13 protein-coding genes, 1 riboswitch and 1 other annotated feature are annotated in these 14,777 nt (G+C 33.0%); all 13 genes read right to left on the reverse strand.

What is annotated here, in order from left to right; translation table 11 throughout:
* Nucleotides 1–73: 73 nt before the first annotated feature.
* Nucleotides 74–1,336, reverse strand: a complete 1,263-nt coding sequence (clpX, locus tag KA824_RS10440; RefSeq protein WP_019468482.1) for an ATP-dependent Clp protease ATP-binding subunit ClpX — start codon at nucleotides 1,334–1,336, stop codon at nucleotides 74–76.
* Nucleotides 1,337–1,522: 186 nt separating this feature from the next.
* Nucleotides 1,523–2,833, reverse strand: coding sequence for a trigger factor (tig, locus tag KA824_RS10445; protein ID WP_181187752.1), 1,311 nt, complete (start codon nucleotides 2,831–2,833; stop codon nucleotides 1,523–1,525).
* Between the two features lie 184 nt (nucleotides 2,834–3,017).
* On the reverse strand, nucleotides 3,018–3,941 hold the full coding sequence (locus KA824_RS10450; protein ID WP_181187751.1) for a hypothetical protein: 924 nt from the start codon (nucleotides 3,939–3,941) through the stop codon (nucleotides 3,018–3,020).
* A 12-nt stretch (nucleotides 3,942–3,953) separates the two neighbouring features.
* Complete coding sequence (locus KA824_RS10455) at nucleotides 3,954–4,565, reverse strand: NUDIX domain-containing protein (RefSeq protein ID WP_107384311.1); 612 nt, start codon at nucleotides 4,563–4,565, stop codon at nucleotides 3,954–3,956.
* Between the two features lie 244 nt (nucleotides 4,566–4,809).
* On the reverse strand, nucleotides 4,810–5,166 hold the full coding sequence (rplT, locus tag KA824_RS10460) for a 50S ribosomal protein L20 (RefSeq protein WP_019468478.1): 357 nt from the start codon (nucleotides 5,164–5,166) through the stop codon (nucleotides 4,810–4,812).
* 66 nt (nucleotides 5,167–5,232) lie between these two features.
* The gene (rpmI, locus tag KA824_RS10465; protein WP_019468477.1) at nucleotides 5,233–5,433 is read right to left on the reverse strand and encodes a 50S ribosomal protein L35; all 201 of its coding nucleotides are present in this window, start codon (nucleotides 5,431–5,433) and stop codon (nucleotides 5,233–5,235) included.
* Between the two features lie 28 nt (nucleotides 5,434–5,461).
* Complete coding sequence (gene infC / locus KA824_RS10470) at nucleotides 5,462–5,989, reverse strand: translation initiation factor IF-3 (protein ID WP_107384326.1); 528 nt, start codon at nucleotides 5,987–5,989, stop codon at nucleotides 5,462–5,464.
* Nucleotides 5,990–6,012: 23 nt separating this feature from the next.
* Nucleotides 6,013–6,140 (reverse strand) — a sequence feature (ribosomal protein L20 leader region).
* Nucleotides 6,141–6,205: 65 nt separating this feature from the next.
* Complete coding sequence (locus tag KA824_RS10475; RefSeq protein WP_019468475.1) at nucleotides 6,206–7,693, reverse strand: amino acid permease; 1,488 nt, start codon at nucleotides 7,691–7,693, stop codon at nucleotides 6,206–6,208.
* 209 nt (nucleotides 7,694–7,902) lie between these two features.
* Nucleotides 7,903–8,075: riboswitch (Lysine riboswitch) on the reverse strand.
* 59 nt (nucleotides 8,076–8,134) lie between these two features.
* A complete protein-coding gene (thrS, locus tag KA824_RS10480; protein WP_210133267.1) occupies nucleotides 8,135–10,072 on the reverse strand; it encodes a threonine--tRNA ligase in 1,938 nt (645 codons plus the stop codon).
* A gap of 341 nt (nucleotides 10,073–10,413) precedes the next feature.
* Nucleotides 10,414–11,337 (reverse strand): primosomal protein DnaI, encoded by a 924-nt coding sequence (gene dnaI, locus KA824_RS10485; protein ID WP_181187749.1) that lies wholly within the window; start codon nucleotides 11,335–11,337, stop codon nucleotides 10,414–10,416.
* A gap of 3 nt (nucleotides 11,338–11,340) precedes the next feature.
* Complete coding sequence (locus tag KA824_RS10490; RefSeq protein ID WP_181187748.1) at nucleotides 11,341–12,732, reverse strand: replicative helicase loading/DNA remodeling protein DnaB; 1,392 nt, start codon at nucleotides 12,730–12,732, stop codon at nucleotides 11,341–11,343.
* Entirely contained in the window at nucleotides 12,733–13,203 is a 471-nt protein-coding gene (gene nrdR / locus KA824_RS10495; RefSeq protein ID WP_040030011.1) for a transcriptional regulator NrdR, read from the reverse strand.
* Nucleotides 13,204–13,463: 260 nt separating this feature from the next.
* Entirely contained in the window at nucleotides 13,464–14,489 is a 1,026-nt protein-coding gene (gene gap / locus KA824_RS10500; RefSeq protein ID WP_107383770.1) for a type I glyceraldehyde-3-phosphate dehydrogenase, read from the reverse strand.
* Nucleotides 14,490–14,777: the final 288 nt, after the last annotated feature.

Consider the following 14,777-nt stretch of genomic DNA (forward strand, 5'->3'; position numbering starts at 1 on the left):
ATCTAACCTTGCAGGACAACCAATACTCATAAAATGATGCGTTGGCTTTGGCCCTTATTTCAAAACTGTTTTGTTAAGCAGAAGTTTGTTCCTTATTTACAAGGTTGCCTTCTTTATCGTATAGTTCAGGATCTTTTTCTTCATTAATTGTTTCTTCTGTAATTACTACTTTCACAACACCATCAGAAGATGGAACATCGTACATAATATCAATCAATGCTTCTTCAATAATTGAACGTAATCCACGTGCACCTGTTTTACGCTCGATCGCTTTATTACTAATTGCAGACAACGCTTCGTCTGTAAATTCTAATTCTACATCATCAAGTTCTAACATTTTTGTATATTGTTTTACTAAAGCATTTTTTGGTTGCGTTAAAATATTTTTTAATGCATCTACATCTAATGTCTCTAAATTAGCAACAATAGGTACACGACCAATAAATTCTGGAATCAGACCATATGATTGTAAATCTTCAGGTCTAATTTGTTCTAAGATAGCATCTTCATCATATTTAGATGCTTCACTACTAGAAAAACCAATTACTTTTTCACCAAGTCTACGTTTGATTACTTCATCAATACCATCAAATGCACCACCCAGTACAAATAAGATGTTTGTAGTATCAATTTGAATTAATTCTTGGTTTGGATGTTTACGTCCGCCCTGTGGTGGCACACTAGCAGTCGTACCTTCAAGAATTTTCAATAGCGCTTGTTGTACACCTTCACCAGAAACATCTCTTGTGATAGATGTGTTTTCAGATTTTCTAGCGATTTTATCAATTTCATCGACATAAATAATACCTTTTTCTGCTTTATCTATATCAAAATCAGCTGCTTGAATTAAGCGAAGCAATATATTTTCAACGTCATCGCCAACATATCCGGCTTCAGTTAAACTCGTAGCGTCTGCGATTGCAAAAGGTACGTTTAATGTTTTAGCTAAAGTTTGGGCTAAAAGGGTTTTACCGCTACCTGTTGGACCAATTAAGGCAACATTACTTTTTTGTAATTCTACGTCATCTTCATTTGGACCTAAATTTTGAACACGTTTATAATGATTATATACTGCGACAGCTAAAGATTTTTTAGCTTTTTCTTGTCCAATAACATAATCATTTAATTGGTCCATAATTTCTTTAGGAGTTGGTAATTCTGTTAGTCCTTCTGATTCTGATTGAGCTAATTCTTCTTCAACAATTTCTGAGCATAGCTCAATACATTCATTACAAATGTATACGCCACTTCCTGCGACTAATTTTTTAACTTGGTCTTGATCTTTACCACAGAAAGAGCATTTTAAATTTTCTTCATCTTCATTGAATTTGAACATTCTATTTACACCCCTATTCCCTAAAGACTATACTAGATAGCATTTTAATATGCAACTTGAATAAATCTCAAGTTTTTTGCACAAAACATTGTAGCAGACACATTAATTGAATGCATCTGCTACTAGTTTACAATATTAAACAACTATTCTTTGTTTCTACAAACAATATGCTTGAGATATTTTTAATTATGCTTCTGAGTCATCTTTAGATGGATCTACTAATTTCGCTTCTTCTACTAACATATCGATAACTTTTTGGATACGCACATCATTTTTAACGATGTCAGTACTGCCAAGCGTTTGTTTAATATCTTCTACAGATATATTAAACTGTTCACTCATTTTTTCTAATTCTTTATCGATGTCAGCATCAGATACTTCAACTTCTTCAGCATCGGCAATCGCAGTTAATGTTAAGTTTGTTTTAACGCGTTCTTCAGCATCATCTTTCATTTGTTCTCTTAATTGTGACTCATCTTGTCCAGAAATTTGGAAATAAGTTTCTAAATTAAGACCTTGTTGTTGCATACGTTGTCCAAATTCTTGAACCATGCGGTCTAACTCAGTTTTAATCATCGCTTCTGGAACGTCAATTGTTGTATTATTCGTAGCTTTGTTGATAGCTTCTTCTTTTTGAGTATTTTCAGCGTCTGTTGCTTTTTGTTCAGCTAAACGTTTACGTACGTTTTCTTTATACTCATCAACTGAGTTAGCTTCTGCATCTAATTCGTTTGCAATTTCATCATTTAATTCTGGAACGTCTTTATATTTAATTTCATTAACTTTTGTTTTGAATGTTGCTTCTTTACCAGCTAATTCTTCAGCATGGTATTCTTCTGGGAATGTTACATTAACATCTTTTTCTTCACCAGCTTTAACACCAACCAATTGTTCTTCAAAACCTGGAATGAATGATCCTGAACCAATTTCAAGGTCATAGCCTTCAGCTTGTCCACCTTCAAATTGTTCGCCATCTACATAACCATCAAAATCAATGTTTACAGTATCACCGTTTTCAACTGCACCATCTTCTTTAACAACCATTTCTGCTAAATGTCCAAGTTGATGATCGATTGATTCTTGTACTTCTTCTTCAGTTAATTCAGTACCTTGTTTTTCAATTTCTAAACCTTTGTAATCACCAAGTTCAACTTCAGGTTCAACTACAACATTTGCTTCAAAAGTCATGTCTTCACCTTTTTCAATTGATGTTACATTGATTTCTGGTTGATCAACTGGTTTAATGCCAGTTTCGTCAATAGCTTCTCCATATGCTTCTGGTAATAAGATATCAACTGCATCTTGATACAATGCTTCTACACCAAAGCGTTGTTCAAAAATTTGGCGAGGTACTTTCCCTTTACGGAATCCTGGCACATTAATTTGTTTAACCACTTTTTTGAAAGCTTGATCAATTGCTTTGTCTACTTTTTCTGCTGGAACAGTAACAGATAAAACGCCTTCGTTACCTTCCTTTTTTTCCCAAGTTGCTGTCATGTATAAAAACCTCCATGATTATCCTATTTTATTTTTTCAACTTCATTATTATAGCACACGTCAAAGCTCGACACAAATTATGAATTTTATATGAATAATAAATAAAAAGTTGAAATTTATTTTAATTTTTTATTACCTCTTAACATCATTACCCACTTTTCATATGAGTTAATGATAAAACAACCTATTTTTCTTTATCTAGTGACACGATGAATGCAAGCACATGATTCGTTTCATCAAGACTTTCTAAACCGACCATAGATTTGAAATAATTTGTGTAACCTTCTATCCAAGTTTGCTTAGTTGCAATGTTTTCAACATTTAATGGATAGAGTAAAATGGCATGATTATTCAGCAAATGAAGTGCTTCCTCTACAAGTTGTGCTGCACCATCTTCAAGTTGTTTTAGTACGTTAGGTATGATTTCAGTTTTGAATAAAGTTTGTTCTAATCCTTCAAGATTACGTGGAATCACATTGATTTCATATCCGTATTTATGAATAGAAATCGTTTGATTATTTTTTGCAAAGCGCAAGTATTCCAACATAATACTTACGACATTTGGTGCTAGTGCTAACGCATTCAACAAATGAATGACTGTTTCTTGATAACGATATTGACTATGGTCTATGAGCGTCAACATAATATTAACTTGTTCTTTAAATGTTAATGTATCAAAATTTTGTAGCATTTGAGCTGCATGTTCATTATGTTTATCAATTTGGCTTAATGCAAATTCCTTGATTGGAAACAGTTCCATTCTAGTTTTATGATCATTAACCTCATCTATGATTTGGTTAATGATTTCGACGACTTCAAAATATTGCCCCAAGCCATTTAAACTTTTTACATAGTAAATCATTAAATCATCATAGTTGGACATACCTTGTTTTAATAAAATGATTGCTTCTTCACGTAATTCTAAATAATGTTCCATTTTAAAAAGCATCGCACATTTTAAAAGCGCCATTTGTTCATCAAGTTCGAATTGAGCTTCTAATGACTCAAACAAATCATAGGCTTGCGCTAAATTATTTTCATTAAAAGCTTGCTTAATTTCTCTAATCAACTTTTCTTTTGATCGTGGAAATGGAATGATATCAGACATTGATCAACACCTCTATTGTATTGCCTGTAAAATGAGTGCACTCCATGTTTCAAAGTCATCATAATTATCTATCTTATTATGATTGACCCATTTAATTTTTAAAGTATCTGTCTCTTTTGCTTCTACATCATTACTATTAACATTTATCTTAAATACAACACCTAAATGAACTTCACCGACTTCATTTGTATCATCGTTGATAAAGCCTATGTATGCTAAATTTTGTGATTTACTTTCAGAAAGTCCTACTTCTTCATTTAATTCTCTCTGAGCATTCACTCTGAGCACTTCATTAATAGATTCGGCCCCTTTAACGTCATTCATATGACCACCGACACCGATTGAAGATTGCCCGTGTAAACGTGTTTCTCCACCACCAGATAGACGTTCATAAACCAAAATTTCATCGTGTTCATTTTCTAATATGCAATATGAAATAAGTTGTTTATAACTTGGATTTTCCTCCATATCACCACGACGTTTAATTTCATAATTCGATAGTGTTTCAAAAATGTCTTGTCCTTTATTTGAATTTTTATCTAAAAATCCATTAAACTGATTATTTTCATTATCAAATAAAATTTTTCTTGGTACGACTGTAATCATTTCATCAAATTTAGACATTAGTTTCTCCTTCATGTGTGACTTCTTTGTTATTTTATCAAAACATTTAAGTATCTCAAAATAATACTAATGTCAAAGCTCTAACCAGCAGTGAAATTTTTAATCATCTCATATTCCAATCTCTGAGTTAAAAATAATTATTATATTGGTATTCGCTCAAGCCTCTCTATTTTAAAGTACTTACGCTTTGCTAATACCACATAAAAGCCTGAGACAATATGGTGTCCCAGGCTTTATTTTAAAATTATTTTAAAGCTTCTTTAGCTTTAGCTACTAATTCACCGAAAGCTTTGTCATCTGAAATTGCGATTTCAGAAAGCATTTTACGGTTAACGTCGATATCAGCTTTTTTCAAGCCGTTCATTAATCTTGAATAACTCATATCATGTTGACGTGCTGCAGCATTAATACGTGTAATCCATAATTTACGGAAGTCACGTTTTCTTTGACGACGGTCACGGAAAGCGTATTGTCCTGATTTCATTACTTGTTGTTTTGCAACTTTGTATAATGTGCGTTTCGCACCGAAGTAACCTTTAGCTAATTTAATCGTCTTTTTACGACGAGCTCTTGTTACTGTTCCACCTTTTACTCGTGGCATAATAAATTCCTCCTTAAAATGTGTACATGCTTAATATTTTCGTTATTTCTCACGCTAACTCGTTAATTATTTTTTATAAGATAATAATTGTTTTACACGTTTCATGTCTGATTTGTGTACTAATGAAGCTTTACGTAATTTACGTTTTTGTTTAGTCGTTTTATTTGCAAACATATGTGAAGTAAAAGCTCTTGAACGTTTTAATTGACCTGAAGCAGTTCTTTTAACACGTTTAGCAGCTCCACGGTGTGTTTTCATTTTAGGCATGATTCATTTCCTCCTGTATTATCTAGTATTATTTTTCATTTATCGGGTTAAGCATAATGAACATTTGACGGCCGTCCATTTTAGGTCTTTGCCCAATAGTTGCGATATCTTTACATTCTTCAGCGAATTTTTCTAAAACTCGTTGACCAATTTCTTTATGCGTAATCGCACGTCCTCTGAAGCGAATAGAAACTTTACATTTATCGCCTTTTTCTAAGAACTTACGTCCATTTTTCAATTTAGTTTGGAAATCATGTTCCTCAATTGTTGGACTTAAGCGAATTTCTTTAAGGTTAATTGTTTTTTGTTTCTTCTTCATTTCTTTTTCTTTTTTCTGTTGTTCGAATCTGTATTTACCGTAATCCATAATTCTTGCAACAGGTGGTTTAGCATTTGGAGCCATTAAGACTACATCTAAACCTACTCTTTCAGCCATTTCTAGGGCTTCGGATTTTGATTTAACACCAATTTGTTCTCCATCTTGCCCTATCAAACGTAATTCTTTTGCGCGAATCTTTTCGTTAACTTGAGTCTGATCTTTTGCTATGGTTGACACCTCCAAGATTTTTACGAAATTATCCCAAGCAAAAAGAGCGAGTATATAATATACCCGCTCTTCTCTACACATGATATTTCCATGTATATATAGACCTGCCAACTGCATTTGCGTCGCCACAGGTGAGAAGCGGGAGCTTCTACTTGGTTCGTTTCGTATTCAACATTACCTATCTTAGCAACAATATTAATATAAGTCAACAGTTTGTTTTAATTATTATTTAATTTCGTCCATATCTACATCTTGATGTAAGTTCACTTTCTCTAATGGAACCATTCTAGTTTTATAACGCAATTTATGATAAATAAAGAAAGCAAGAAATACCGGAATACCCATATACGTGATTACAAAACGATTCAAGTTAAATTCACCTGTTTTGATAAAATCAACATCTTGTCCGATAATGACTAGCACACAAAGTATACCAGCAAAGATTGGACCAAATGGGAATAATTTAGCTTTGTATTTTAATTTAGATTTATCATAATTTTGCTTATCAAATGCTTTTCTAAATCTATAATGACTAACCGCAATACCTACCCATGCGATAAAGCCAGTCATACCACTTGCAGCAACGATATATTCATAAGCGTCACCGCTCAAATGTTGTAATATAAAGATACCTACGACAATGATTGCTGTCGTGATTAGCGATACATATGGAACACCGTTTCTATTTGTTTTACCAAAAATTGGATAGGCTAATTTATCTTTACTCATAGAGTATAGCATTCTAGTCGATGCATACATTCCAGAATTACCTGCTGATAATACTGATGTTAAGATAACCGCATTCATAAATGAAGCAGCGAAAGCCAATCCTGCATTTTGGAATACTAATGTAAATGGCGAAGTTGAAATATCATCTCCACCGCCCATTAACGCCGAGCTATCATATGGTATTAACATACCGATTACAAAAATTGCTAATATATAAAAAATCAATATTCTCCAAAACACTTGTTTAATTGCTTTAGGCACTGCTCGTTCTGGATTTTCTGATTCACCAGCTGTAATACCGATTAATTCAGTACCTTGGAATGAGAATCCTGCAACTAAGAATACCCCAAGGATTGTTAGTAGGCTACCATCTAATCCGTCACCAAGAATTGGCCCTCCACCTTTAGTAAATGTGTCAAAACCTACGAATTCTCCACCCATAATACCTAGAATAGTAAGTAGACCAATTCCGATAAAGATAATAACTGTAACAACTTTAATTAATGCAAACCAGTATTCACTTTCGCCATATACCCTAACGGACAATGCGTTTAGTCCAAATATAATCATTAAGAACAAACAGCTCCAACTCCATGCTGGTATACCTGAAAGTGGTGTCCAATATTGAATCACTTGTGCAGCAATTGTAACGTCTGCAGCAACTGTAATAACCCAGTTGAACCAATAATTCCATCCCAATGCAAAACCAAGTGATGGGTCAACGAAACGCGTAGCATATGTACTAAATGACCCAGAAACAGGTAAATAAGTAGCCATTTCTCCTAAAGATGTCATAAGGAAAAATACCATTGCACCAATAATTGCATATGCAAGTAATGCACCCAAGGCGCCTGCATCATGAATTGCACCACCAGAAGTCATAAACAAACCAGTACCAATACAACCACCAATTGCTATCATGGATATATGACGATCTTTTAGTCCTCTTTTAACTCCATTATTTTGATTTCCTTCTTTTGCCATAGATGCTCCCTTTCCTTTAAACTTAGAGGCCAACTTACTATGCGATTATAATTATACTTTTATAGTTATTAATAACGTTAATATTGTAATATACATGTTATTTAAACAATTTGCTTTAAATTTCCCGTTTTAGTATGAATAATAATCTTTAACCTAAAATAAAATGGTTACATACCTATTAGATATGCAACCATTTTAGTAATAGCATTTATATAGGTAGCACATCACATATGTGACAGTCCAGTCCCTTTCGAAAACTGACCCAACCAATAGCGCAAATGGTCACTTTTGGTTTCGGCATTTTCACCTTTCACAAATCCTACATACGCTCCAAATAGCTTCCGGATTGTTACTGATTAAAAACGCAACCTCTAACTCAATTTTTTTATATTTTTATTTCACTAAGATTTAATATACATGATTTCAAGATTACTTTCAAGGTTATCTTTGTTTTTTAAGTCTGATTTCATCTACCAAGTCCCAAATAAATGACTCTTTTTCAACCGTTTCTTGATCTTGAGAACCATATTTTCTAACATTCACTTCATTATTTTCCATTTCTTTATCTCCAACTACAAGTTGATAAGGGATTTTTTGCATTTGAGCTTCTCTAATTTTGTATCCCATTTTCTCATTTCTATCGTCTATCTCGACTCTTACGCCTTGTGATTTAAGTTCATCTTGCAAATGTCTAGCGTAATCATAATGCAAGTCCACATTTACGGGGATAATTTCAACTTGTTTTGGCGCTAACCATGTAGGGAAAGCGCCTTTAGTTTCTTCTGTTAAAAATGCAACAAAGCGTTCCATTGTCGAAACAACGCCACGATGGATGACTACAGGTCTATGTTGCTCACCGTCTTTTCCTATATATGATAATTCAAATTTTTCAGGTAGTAAAAAGTCTAATTGTGCTGTTGATAATGTTTCTTCTTTACCCATAGCTGTTTGAACTTGGACATCTAACTTAGGACCATAAAATGCCGCTTCACCAATAGCTTCTTCGTATTCTAAACCAAGTTCATCAGCCGCTTCTTTCAACATACTTTCTGCTTTATTCCACATTTCTTCATCATCAAAGTACTTTTCTTTATCCTCTGGATCTCTGTAACTTAAGCGGAATTTATAATTTTCAAACCCAAAGTCCTCATAAACATCGACGATTAAATTAACAACCCGTTTGAACTCTTCTTTTATTTGGTCTGGTCTTACAAAAATATGTGCATCATTTAAAGTCATTCCTCTAACACGTTGTAACCCAGAAACAGCACCACTTGCTTCATAACGATGCATTGTACCTAATTCAGCAATTCGAATTGGTAATTCGCGATATGAATGTGGTTTATTAGCATAGATCATCATATGATGAGGACAGTTCATAGGTCTTAACACCATTTCTTCATTTTCATCTAATTTCATAGTTGGAAACATGTCTTCTTGATAATGATCCCAATGCCCTGATGTTTTATATAAATCTACATTAGCCATCACTGGTGTATAAACATGATCATAACCCATGCTCACTTCTTTATCTACAATATATCGTTCAATTTCATGGCGAATTGTTGCACCGTTTGGCAACCATAATGGTAACCCAGCACCTACTAATTGATTATTTGAGAATAATTCTAGCTCTTTACCAATTTTACGGTGATCGCGTTCTTTACGTTCTTCTAACATTTGTAGATGTGCTTTTAAATCTTTTTTATCGAAGAAAGCAGTACCGTATATACGTTGAAGCATTTTATTATCGCTGTCTCCGCGCCAATATGCACCTGCAGTTGATAAAAGCTTAAATTCTTTAATTTTGGAAGTAGACGGTACATGAACACCACGACATAAATCAGTAAATTCACCTTGCGAATATAAAGTAACATTTTCATCTTCTGGAATGGCATCTATTAATTCTAGCTTATATGGATCATCTGCAAAAAATGTTTTAGCTTCATCTCTCGAAACTACTTTTCGCTCTATAGGATAGTTTTCATTAACAATTTGTTTCATTGTTTTTTCAATTTTTTCAAAATCATCGGATGACACACTTTCAGTCATATCAAAGTCATAATAAAAACCACCATCAATTACTGGACCTACACCAAATTTCACATCTCCGTATAAACGTTTTAATGCTTGTGCCATTAAATGTGCAGTAGAATGGCGTAAAACTTCTAAAGCTTCATCACTACCAGGTGTTACAATTTCAATTTCACCATCTGTTTCAATGGGTCTTGTTAAATCAATGAGTTGTCCGTTTAATTTACCTGCAACTGCCTTTTTTCTTAAACCTGGACTGATTGAATGCGCAATTTCTTCAGTAGTAATTCCTTTTTCAAATGCTTTCGCATTACCATCTGGAAAAGTTATATTTATTTGAGCCATTTAAATTCCTCCTATTTATACTTGCCTTAAATCATAGCGAAAAGGACATAATTACAAATGTAAAACAAAAAGACCCCATCCCTAAAAGGGACGAGGTCTTCGTGGTACCACCCTAATTAAAGTTATTTCTTTAAGAATGAAACAACTTTACTCTACATAAGTTAACGGTCTTGAGCCGGATGTTGATTAAAACATCTATAATGAAGTAGTAACAGATAATGATACTTACCAAATTCTCATCACACATTGGTTCTCTGTGAAGTAACCATTTACCTATCATGTCTTCATTTTATTTCGCTTGATTTAGATTTAATTATATTATACAACATTTTTTTTATAATTCAATCGTTACGATAATTTTTGCCTTCCAAAAAATATGGTGTTGCTAAAGATTTAATTCTTTCCATAATTCTAGCTGCTTTTGTTTTTTCTGTACCATTACGCGTAACAGAAAGATGATATTCTAATTCTTCAAAACTTAGGTTAGAGCTAAAGAACGTTGGTAACTCTTGAACCATTCTATAATGTAATAATGGACCAATCACTTCATCTCTCGCCCAAGGTGTAATTTCTTCAGCACCAATATCATCCAACATTAATACATGTGATTCACGTACTTTCGCAAGCCTTGATTCGAAACTACCATCTTTAAACCCGCCTTTTAAAGAGCGAATAAATTCTGGTAAATATACAATCGTAGAAGGTACTTTTTCAACTTTTAATTCATTGGCAATTGCACCTAAGATAAATGACTTGCCTGTACCAAAAGGACCGTGTATATATAAACCTTTAACTTGGGGTGCTTTTTCTACTATTTTTTCACAAATATCCGTTGCTGCCATTGCGACATTTATACGGTCTCTCTTATCCATATAAATATCGCTTAATTTGGCATTTAATGTATCTCGTTGCATATGATGTGAGGCAATTAAATGTGCATCGAATTTTTCTTCATCATGTTTAATTTTACATGGGCAAGGCAAGTAACGAATCTTAATGTGTTGATTTTCTACATATAATTCAGGTACGTGACCTTTAACAAAATTAGGGCAATCTTTAAAAGCATGTCCATCATAATGTTTTTCTTGATCCTTATATTCTTGTAAAATATTCAAATCTTCATCAATCATCGCATTCGTCACTTCAGATTGATGCGATTCTAGAAACGTCTTAACGTCAGAATCATTGATAACATCTTTTTTTATCTTTTCAATTCGCTTACTTAAATCTTTAGAATCACCCATAATATGATTGAAAGACTTCATATATTACTCCTCCTCTCGCTTGCTATTTAATCGTTTTAACAATGCTTCACGGTCTCGTTTTAATGCTTCATCCTCATCTGGATTAGTATGATTTTCTAAACTTTGGCTTTTCGTGTCATTACTATCCCTTTCTTCTAACCACTTAGGCGTCATTTCTCTAGAAACGAGTTGCTTAGGTTTATAACTACCACTTTTAGTTTGATTTGATTGATTGGATGTAGGTTGATTTACCTTTTTAGCATAATGATATGCTTCCTCTGCAGTTTTGATGCCTTTTTTTTTCCAATTTGATGCAATCTCAAAGATATAGGTTTTAGGGAGTTTCATATCTTCTTTTAACATTACAAATTGTAAAAGTATGTTAATCACACCAAACGGTAATTGTTCTCTCTCTATTAATTCTTCGACCATATATTTTTGTTGAGTCGTCGGTTCAGATTCTGACCACGAAGCAAGCATATCAATAGGACTGGTTTCATCCAATTGCTTTAACCAATTTTTTGAATCATCTTTAATATGATTTTTATTTTCCGTGTTATCATCATTGATATAATTTGATTTTTTAGCATTTAATTTGGGAAGCTGTTGCTCATGCTCTATAAGATAATACGTTCTAGCATGTTTACGCATCTCTTCAAAAGAAAGTTCTTGTGCACTAGTGATTGATTTTAAAATAATGCGTTTCATTGCTTCTGGTGTCAAACCATATAAAGTCGCAATTTGTGTGATCAGCGCTTTAGCTTCACCATCAATCATTTTAGTGCTAATAAAATGATTTTGTAATAAATCATAAAGTACTTCAAAATCAAAATTCACATTAGACAAATCCATGCCACCATAAGTTTCTTCACCTTCAATCATCTGTTCATCCTCAGTGAGTGCTTGGTTAGGAACTTTAAACACATCAGTAAATGTGCGTGTAACATCTTGGTACTGATTTAAATCAATAGACATTTGATCCTCAAAATGTGATTTCAATTGTAAGTAACGTTGCTTGCTTACTTGGCTATATAAATATACGGATAGCATAGGATCATTAAAAAATTGTTGTGCTGATGGTGGTTGTATGAGTTTGTAAACGAAAGAAGAGTGTTGCTTAGAATGATGAGCAAAAGATTTTAATAAACCTATGCCTTCTAACAAATCCATTTCTTTCCTGAATTCAAGTAGATTTATTTTCAATTCATTCATAATAATATAATGAGTCAAGACAACATCTTGTTTAAATTCTACAAATTGATTCAAATAATGATACAAACCGATTGCATTTGATCCAATCATCGGCGTAAATAATCTATTTAGAATTTCTAAATGCTTATGGTTTAAATAAAAATGACGTAACACATGAAAGTCATCTTGTGGTCTTAAACCATAATCATAGGATTGTAATCCCATTTAAGAATCACTCCGTTTGTTTTCTGCTAAAATCCCTTGCATTGATTGTAATAATTGATCAACATCTTTAAATTCTTTGTAAACAGATGCAAAACGCACATAAGAAACTTGATCTACATGCATTAATAAATTCATGACGTGTTCCCCAATTTCTCTTGAAGATATTTCAGCACGTCCTTCATCTCTTAGTTTCCACTCCACATTATTAGTAATATCTTCTAATTGTTGATAACGCACAGGCCTTTTTTCACAAGAGCGCACCAAGCCATTGAGTATTTTTTCACGCAAAAATTGCTCACGTGTACCATCTTTTTTTACAACGATTAATGGTCTTTTTTCAATATGTTCAAACGTAGTAAACCTTGTGCCGCATTGTTCACATTCTCTTCTACGTCTAATCGCATTTACTTCATCAGCATGTCGTGAATCTACAACGCGAGAGTGCGTTGAACTACATTTCGGGCATTTCATCGAATTACCACCCTCTCAATTTGATTACCATTCATTATACTATAAATCCTTAAGCCACAAAAGAATGGTATTACACAATAATTTCATTTATTTATTTAGATTCACTTGTTCTTCATATTTAAAGTTAAAACCTCTCGTTAAAGTGAAAATATTATTTCACTTTAACGAGAGGTTTAGATATAAGTTAACAATAAATTATTTTTCTTGATTAAGCAATTACAAAGCAATAATCATGTAAAACTCTAACAGTAATTACACTATTAATTAACAACAGTTGATACATTACTTTTTAGTAATTGACCAATTTCTTCAGCGACATCAACAACTCTATTTGAATAACCCCATTCGTTATCATACCAAGCTATCACTTTCACTTTATTATCACCCATAATCATTGTACTTTGCGTATCGATAATGGCTGAATGTGGATTTGTGTTAAAATCCATAGATACAAGTGGCGCATCTTCAGTAGCAATCACATCTTCTAATGTGTTATTTCTGAAAGCATCATTAACTTGTTCTACTGTCACATTAGTATCTAAATCAACTACTAAATCAACTAATGATACATTTTTAGTTGGTACTCTTAAAGCCATACCGTGAAGTTTTCCTTCTAGTTCAGGTAAAACTTCTTTTAGTGCTTTAGCAGCGCCTGTCGAAGTAGGAATAATACTTTCATTGCATGAACGTGCACGTCGTAAATCTTTATGTGGGTTATCGATATTATTTTGATCATTGGTAATAGCATGTACTGTTGTCATTAAACCATTTTGAATACCAAATTGGTCATTAAGCACTTTAGCTACAGGTCCAATACAATTCGTTGTACAAGAAGCATTACTAAAGATATCATATTTTTCAATGTCCAATTGATCGTTATTCACACCTTTAACAATCATTTGAACATCTCCACCTTTTGATGGTCCTGTTAACAATACTTTTTTAGCTCCAGCAGTAATATGAGCCACTGCTTTATCTCCATGATTAAACTTACCAGTAGCTTCAATTACAATATCTACATCAAGTTCAGCCCACGGTAAATTTTCTGGATTTCTGTCAGCTACAAGTTTAATTTCTTGTTCATCGACTTTTATACCATTCTCAATAGGTTCTACTTTTAAATCGTAGTTACCATGTGTCGTATCATAATTGATTAGGTGAGCAATTGTTTCCGGTGGATAGCTGGCATTAATCGCGACTACATTCATATTTTCGTTTTTAAGCGCTATTCTTAATACCATTCTACCTATCCTACCCATTCCATTAATTGCAATATTTGTCGTCATTCGAAGCACCCCTCGTTTTAGTGTTATACTTTATGGAATTAGTATAACATAAATCGATAAATGCGAAAGCGTTTTCTTGAATAAAAATTTAAAAATCTTAAAACAGTTAAAATTATAGTTTTCTAAACGATTAATTTTTTATAAAATCATCATTTATTTCTTTGATATTTCAAACATGTGATTTTTCATGCATGCTTGCCTGATGGTATGGTTCAATCCTGTAGCCTCTGATTGTTATTATTCCTCCATAATCTGCACGTTACAAAATCTCTATAAATGTATAAAAAA

Origin of the sequence: Staphylococcus sp. GDY8P198P, from assembly GCF_017891615.1 — a bacterium.
In the GTDB taxonomy this organism is placed as follows: domain Bacteria; phylum Bacillota; class Bacilli; order Staphylococcales; family Staphylococcaceae; genus Staphylococcus; species Staphylococcus cohnii.

Bases quoted from the DNA above. Each gene is read 5' to 3' on its own strand.
- clpX (WP_019468482.1), bottom strand. From the start codon at position 1,336: ATGTTCAAATTCAATGAAGATGAAGAAAATTTAAAATGCTCTTTCTGT.
- tig (WP_181187752.1), bottom strand. From the start codon at position 2,833: ATGACAGCAACTTGGGAAAAAAAGGAAGGTAACGAAGGCGTTTTATCT.
- KA824_RS10450 (WP_181187751.1), bottom strand. From the start codon at position 3,941: ATGTCTGATATCATTCCATTTCCACGATCAAAAGAAAAGTTGATTAGA.
- KA824_RS10455 (WP_107384311.1), bottom strand. From the start codon at position 4,565: ATGTCTAAATTTGATGAAATGATTACAGTCGTACCAAGAAAAATTTTA.
- rplT (WP_019468478.1), bottom strand. From the start codon at position 5,166: ATGCCACGAGTAAAAGGTGGAACAGTAACAAGAGCTCGTCGTAAAAAG.
- rpmI (WP_019468477.1), bottom strand. From the start codon at position 5,433: ATGCCTAAAATGAAAACACACCGTGGAGCTGCTAAACGTGTTAAAAGA.
- KA824_RS10475 (WP_019468475.1), bottom strand. From the start codon at position 7,693: ATGGCAAAAGAAGGAAATCAAAATAATGGAGTTAAAAGAGGACTAAAA.
- thrS (WP_210133267.1), bottom strand. From the start codon at position 10,072: ATGGCTCAAATAAATATAACTTTTCCAGATGGTAATGCGAAAGCATTT.
- dnaI (WP_181187749.1), bottom strand. From the start codon at position 11,337: ATGAAGTCTTTCAATCATATTATGGGTGATTCTAAAGATTTAAGTAAG.
- KA824_RS10490 (WP_181187748.1), bottom strand. From the start codon at position 12,732: ATGGGATTACAATCCTATGATTATGGTTTAAGACCACAAGATGACTTT.
- nrdR (WP_040030011.1), bottom strand. From the start codon at position 13,203: ATGAAATGCCCGAAATGTAGTTCAACGCACTCTCGCGTTGTAGATTCA.
- gap (WP_107383770.1), bottom strand. From the start codon at position 14,489: ATGACGACAAATATTGCAATTAATGGAATGGGTAGGATAGGTAGAATG.